The organism is Cellulomonas sp. IC4_254 (genome assembly GCF_011603975.1).
Classification (GTDB): domain Bacteria; phylum Actinomycetota; class Actinomycetes; order Actinomycetales; family Cellulomonadaceae; genus Cellulomonas.
In genome coordinates this window covers 24,289-30,288 of sequence record NZ_JAANNB010000021.1, presented here as the reverse complement: position 1 = coordinate 30,288, position 6,000 = coordinate 24,289, and the positions used below count along the sequence as shown (strand labels likewise).

Annotated in this window: 5 protein-coding genes; all 5 read left to right on the top strand. The window is 73.1% G+C overall.

Going from position 1 to position 6,000, the window contains the following annotated elements; all coding sequences use genetic code 11:
• On the top strand, window positions 1-858 hold an 858-nt coding region (locus tag G6556_RS04000), incomplete at its 5' end, for a carbohydrate ABC transporter permease (protein ID WP_346774709.1).
• Window positions 859-969: 111 nt separating this feature from the next.
• Window positions 970-2,325 (top strand): ABC transporter substrate-binding protein, encoded by a 1,356-nt coding sequence (locus G6556_RS03995; RefSeq protein WP_166938808.1) that lies wholly within the window; start codon window positions 970-972, stop codon window positions 2,323-2,325.
• The gene (locus G6556_RS03990) at window positions 2,322-3,134 is read left to right on the top strand and encodes a glycerophosphodiester phosphodiesterase family protein (RefSeq protein WP_346774708.1); all 813 of its coding nucleotides are present in this window, start codon (window positions 2,322-2,324) and stop codon (window positions 3,132-3,134) included. Before G6556_RS03995 ends, G6556_RS03990 begins: the two co-directional genes overlap by 4 nt.
• Window positions 3,135-3,223: 89 nt before the next feature.
• The gene (gene dapA, locus G6556_RS03985) at window positions 3,224-4,138 is read left to right on the top strand and encodes a 4-hydroxy-tetrahydrodipicolinate synthase (RefSeq protein WP_166938807.1); all 915 of its coding nucleotides are present in this window, start codon (window positions 3,224-3,226) and stop codon (window positions 4,136-4,138) included.
• Between the two features lie 13 nt (window positions 4,139-4,151).
• Complete coding sequence (locus tag G6556_RS03980) at window positions 4,152-5,837, top strand: ribonuclease J (RefSeq protein ID WP_166938805.1); 1,686 nt, start codon at window positions 4,152-4,154, stop codon at window positions 5,835-5,837.
• The last annotated feature ends 163 nt before the right edge of the window (window positions 5,838-6,000 follow it).

Sequence of the window (6,000 nt, the reverse complement as noted above, 5' to 3'; positions counted from 1 at the left end):
GACGTCCGGCCCACCGCCGCGTCGTCCCGCCCGGGCCGCCGGCAGCGCCCGCACGTCGCCAGCTACGTCACGATGGTGCTCGCGACCGTCGTGCTCGGCGCCCCGCTGGTCTGGCTGCTGCTCGCCAGCCTCAAGACCCCGGCCGAGCTCTACCAGTTCCCGGTGCAGTGGCTGCCGGGCGCGCCCAGCCTGGACAACTACGCCCAGGCCGCGGACACGGTCCCGCTGGGCCGGCTGCTGCTGAACAGCGTCGGCCTCACCGTCGTCGGCGCGGGCCTGAAGGTGGTGCTCGGGCTCACCTGCGCGTACGCGCTGGTGTTCCTGGAGTTCCCGTTCAAGCGGCTCGTGTTCGGGCTGGTCATCGCGACGCTGATGATCCCGCCGCAGGTCACGATCATCCCGAACTACACCCTGGTCGCCGAGCTCGGCTGGCTGAACACCTACCAGGGCATCCTCGTGCCCGGCCTGGCGAGCGCGTTCGGCACCTTCCTGTTCCGGCAGCACTTCCTGACCCTGCCGGGCTCGATCCTGGAGGCCGCGGAGCTGGACGGCGCCGGCCACTGGCGCAAGCTGTGGCGGTTCGTGGTCCCGATGAGCACCCCGACCATCGCGGCGGTCACGCTCGTGTCCGTCGTCACCGAGTGGAACGACTACCTCTGGCCGTTCCTGGTCATCGACCGCGCCGACAAGATGACGCTGCCGATCGGCCTGACCCTGCTGCAGAACATCGACGGGCTGACCAACTGGGGCGTGCTGCTGGCCGCCACGGTCGTCGTGACGCTGCCGATCCTGCTCGTCTTCCTGGTCCTGCAGCGCCGGCTCGTCGCCGGCCTCACCGCGGGTGCCGTCACCGGCTGACCCGCCCCGACGTGGCCGGTCCGCCGGCCGCCACCGACGGTCGCGCCCCCGCGCGCCCGTCAGCCCCCGAGCGCCGCCACGCGGCGCGCGAACCCCCGAAGGAGCACCACCGTGTCCCACCCCCGCAGGCGCCGCAGCACCCTGGTCATCGCCGCTGCCGTCGCCGGCACGACGCTCGCGCTCACGGCGTGCGGCGGCCCGTCGACCGCCGCCTCGTCCGACGAGTCCGCGGCCGAGGCGACCGACTGGTCGCAGGTCGAGCCCGCGTCCGAGATCACCTGGTGGAGCAACCACCCCGGCCAGTCCCAGGCCGTGGAGGAGCAGCTCATCGCCGACTTCGAGGCCGAGAACCCCGACATCAAGGTCAACCTGGTCACGGCCGGCGCGAACTACGACGAGGTCGCCCAGCGGTTCCAGGCCGCCTCGCAGACCGACGAGAAGCCGGACCTGGTCATCGCGTCCGACGTCTGGTGGTTCCGGTACCACCTGAACGACCAGATCATGCCGCTGGACGACGTCTTCGAGGCGATCGACGCCGACGCGGACGACTTCCAGGAGGGGCTGTACGGCGACTACGAGTACGACGGCCAGCACTGGGCCGCGCCGTACGCGCGCTCGACGCCGCTGTTCTACTACAACAAGGACATGTGGGCGGCCGCGGGCCTGCCCGACGAGGGCCCCGAGTCCTGGGAGCAGCTCCAGGAGTGGAGCACCGCCCTGGAGGCCCAGGTCCCGGCCGAGGGCTCGCCGTTCGGCCTGTCGCTCGGCACGTCGTGGTCGGCCTGGTGGTTCGAGAACATGATCTGGGGCCAGGGCGGCCAGTACTCCGACGAGTTCGACGTGACGCTCGACTCCGACGAGGCCGTCGCCGGCGGCGAGTTCCTGCGCGACCTGTTCCACGGCGACGACGCCATCGCCACCGTCTCCGCGGACGACTCGATGACGGACTTCGCGTCCGGCCTCATCGCGTCGACCATCGGCTCCACCGGCTCGCTCAAGGGCGCGCTCGACGCGGCCTCGTTCGAGGTCGGCACCGCCTACCTGCCGGACGGCCCGCAGGGCGGCGGCACGCCCACCGGCGGCACCGGCCTGGCGATCTCGTCCTCCAGCACCCCGGAGAAGCAGCTCGCGGCGGCGATGTTCCTCGAGTTCCTCACGAACACCGAGAACACCGCGACGTTCTCCCAGGCGACCGGCTACATGCCCGTGCGCACCTCGGCCGTCGAGTCCGACACCATGCAGGCCGTCTACGAGCAGTACCCGCAGTTCCGCACCGCGGTCGACCAGCTGGCGGAGAAGGCGCGCCCGCAGGACTACATCCGGGTGTTCGTGCCGGGTGCCGACGCGCTGCTGACCGACGCGCTGGAGCAGATCGTCCTGGAGGGCACCGACCCGGCCGAGGCGTTCGGGTCCGTCACGCCGCAGATCGAGACGGCGTACTCCGAGAACGTCGAGCCGTACCTGTGACCGGAACCGTCACCGGTCCGGTGGCCGGGGTCGCCCAGCAGGGCGGCCCCGGCGCCGGGGCGCCCGCGGTCGTCGCGCACCGCGGCAACTCGGCCGTCGCCCCGCAGAACACGCTCGCCGCGTTCGAGGCGGCGTGGCGGGCGGGGGCGCACAGCATCGAGATCGACATCCAGCCCACCGCCGACGGCGAGGTCGTGGTCATCCACGACGACACCGTCGACGCCACCACGGACGGGCAGGGCGTCGTCGCCGAGATGACCCTCGACGCGGTGCGCGCCCTGGACGCGGGCTCCTGGTTCGCGGCCGCCTACGCCGGGCAGCGGGTGCCGACGTTCGCCGAGGTGCTGGACCTGATGGTCCGGCGTCCCGGGATCGACCTGCTGCTCGAGCTCAAGGGCGCCTTCACCGTCGAGCAGGTCCGGCCGGTCACGGACGCCATCCGCGCCGCCGGGCTGGCCGACCGGGTGATCGGGCAGTCGTTCTGGCCGGAGTCCGTCCGGGCGCTCGCGGCGGCGGACCCCGACCTGCGCCGGGGCCTGCTGATCTTCCAGGTGCCGGAGGACGGCGGGGTCGACGAGGTGGTCCGCGTCGCGGGCGAGCTCGGCGTCATGACCGTCAACCCGTACGGCCCGCTGCTGGTGGCGCACCCGGACCTGGTGGCCCGGCTGCACGCCGCCGGCCTGCAGGTGCAGGTGTGGACGCTCAACGAGCCCGAGCACTGGGCCGCGGCGGTCGACCTCGGCGTCGACGCGGTCATCACCGACCGGCCGGACCGGCTGGCCGGCTGGCTCGCGGCCCGCGCGTCCTGACACCCCTGAGCACGCCCCGCCCCGCGCCGGGCCGGTCCACCCCGAGACGGGTGCGACCGGCTCCGGCGCGGGGCGGTACCGTTGAGGCCATGCTCCCCGCCACCCCGTCGCGTCCCTTCGGCGCGGTGCTCACCGCGATGGTGACGCCCATGCGGGAGGACGGCTCGGTCGACCTCGACGCCGCCGTCTCCCTCGCCACGCACCTCGTGGACCACGGGCACGACGGCCTGGTGCTCAACGGCACCACGGGGGAGTCGCCCACCACGCACGCGCCCGAGAAGGCCGAGCTGGTGCAGGCGGTCGTCGCCGCCGTGGGGGACCGGGCGACCGTCGTCGCCGGGGCCGGCTCCAACGACACGCTGCACGCGGTCCGGATGGCCGAGCAGGCCGCCGAGGCCGGCGCGGACGGGCTGCTGGTCGTCGCGCCCTACTACTCGCGCCCCTCGCAGCCGGGCCTGGTCGCGCACGTGACCGCCGTGGCCGACGCGACGCCGCTGCCGGTGATGCTCTACGACGTACCCGGCCGCACCGGCGTGCGGTTCGCCGTCGAGACGCTGGTCGAGCTCGCGCGGCACGACCGCGTCGTCGCGATGAAGGACGCCACGGGCGACCTGTACGGCGCCGCGAAGGCCGCCGCCGTGACCGGGCTCGCCTGGTACTCCGGCGACGACTCGCTCTACCTGCCGTTCCTGGCGCACGGCGCCGCCGGCGTCGTCAGCGTGGTCGGCCACGTCGCCGGCCCGCAGCTCGCCGCGCTCACCGCGGCCCACGACGCGGGCGACCACGCCCGCGCGCTCGAGATCTTCCTGTCGATCGCACCGGCGATCGACGCGCTCAACGGCCGGGGTTTCCAGGCGGTCGCGGCCAAGGCCGCCGTCTGGTCCCTCGGCCTGATCCCGTCCCGACACCTGCGGCTGCCCAACGTCGCCGCGTCGGACGAGGACGTCGAGGCGGTGCGCGCCGGCCTCGCTGCCGCGGGCATCGCCGGCGTCCTCTCCGCCTAGATCCAGGAGAAGCATGTCCCACCCGCACCCCGACCTCGCCCTGCCGCCCGCCCTGCCCGAGGGGGGCCTGCGCATCGTGGCCCTCGGCGGCCTCGGTGAGGTCGGCCGCAACATGGCCGTCCTCGAGTACGGCGGCCGCCTGCTCATCATCGACTGCGGCGTCCTGTTCCCCGAGGACCACCAGCCCGGCGTCGACCTGATCCTCCCGGACTTCGGCTACATCGCCGCCCGGATGGACGACGTCGACGGCATCGTGCTCACCCACGGGCACGAGGACCACATCGGCGCCGTGCCCTACCTGCTCCGACTGCGCCAGGACATCCCCCTGATCGGCTCGCAGCTGACCCTCGCGTTCGTCGAGGCGAAGCTCAAGGAGCACCGGATCACGCCGCTGACCCACGCGGTCAAGGAGGGGCAGACCGAGCAGATCGGCGCGTTCTCCTGCGAGTTCGTCGCGGTCAACCACTCGATCCCGGACGCGCTGGCCGTCGCGGTCACCACCGGCGCCGGCACCGTGCTGCACACCGGCGACTTCAAGATGGACCAGCTCCCGCTTGACGGCCGGATCACCGACCTGCGCGCGTTCGCGCGGCTGGGGGAGAAGGGCGTCGACCTGTTCATGGTCGACTCCACCAACGCCGAGGTCCCGGGCTTCGTCAGCCCCGAGCGCGAGATCGGCCCGGTGCTGGACAACGTGTTCGCCACCTCCGCGCGCAAGATCGTCGTCGCGTCGTTCTCCTCGCACGTGCACCGCGTGCAGCAGGTGCTCGACGCCGCCGCCGCGCACGAGCGCAAGGTCGCCCTCGTCGGCCGGTCGATGATCCGCAACATGACGATCGCCGCCGAGCTCGGCTACCTCAAGGTGCCGGACGGCGTGCTGGTCGACGCCAAGCGCCTCGACGACGTGCGCGACGACGAGCTCGTGCTCATGTGCACCGGCTCGCAGGGCGAGCCGATGGCCGCGCTGTCCCGGATCGCCAACAACGACCACAAGATCTCGGTCGGCCCCGGCGACACCGTCATCCTCGCGTCGTCGCTCATCCCCGGGAACGAGAACGCGGTGTACCGCGTCATCAACGGCCTGACCCGGCTAGGCGCGCGCGTCGTGCACGGCGGCAACGCCAAGGTGCACGTCTCCGGCCACGCCAGCGCCGGCGAGCTCCTGTACTGCTACAACATCCTCAAGCCGCGCAACGTCATGCCGGTGCACGGCGAGGTCCGGCACCTGGTCGCCAACGGCGCGCTCGCGGTGAAGTCCGGCGTCCCCGCCGACCGCGTGGTGCTCGCCGAGGACGGCGTGGTCGTGGACCTGGTCGACGGCCGGGCGTCCGTCGTCGGCGCCGTGCCCTGCGGGTACGTGTTCGTCGACGGCTCCAGCGTCGGCGGCATCACCGAGGCCGACCTCAAGGACCGCCGGATCCTCGGCGACGAGGGCTTCATCTCGATCTTCGCGGTGATCAGCTCGACCGACGGCAAGGTGCTCGGCAAGCCGCAGATCCTCGCCCGCGGCGTCGCCGAGGACGACAAGGTGTTCGACGCGATCCTCCCGGACGTCACCTCGGCGCTCGAGGACGCGGCGCGCGGCGGGGCCGTCGACACCCAGCAGCTGCAGCAGGTCGTGCGGCGCGTGGTCGGGCGCTGGGCGTCCAACCGCCTGCGCCGCCGGCCGATGATCATCCCGGTGGTCGTCGAGGCCTGACGGCCCCTGCTCGACCGGACGGCCCGGGCGCGCGCATCCCGTGGGTGCGCGCGCCCGGGCCGTCCGTGCGTCGGGGGCGGGGTCGCCGGTTCGGTGGCAGCAGCCCGGTTCGGTGCGAGGAACCACCGAACCGGGCCGGGAGGTCCGAACTCGGCGGGCGGGC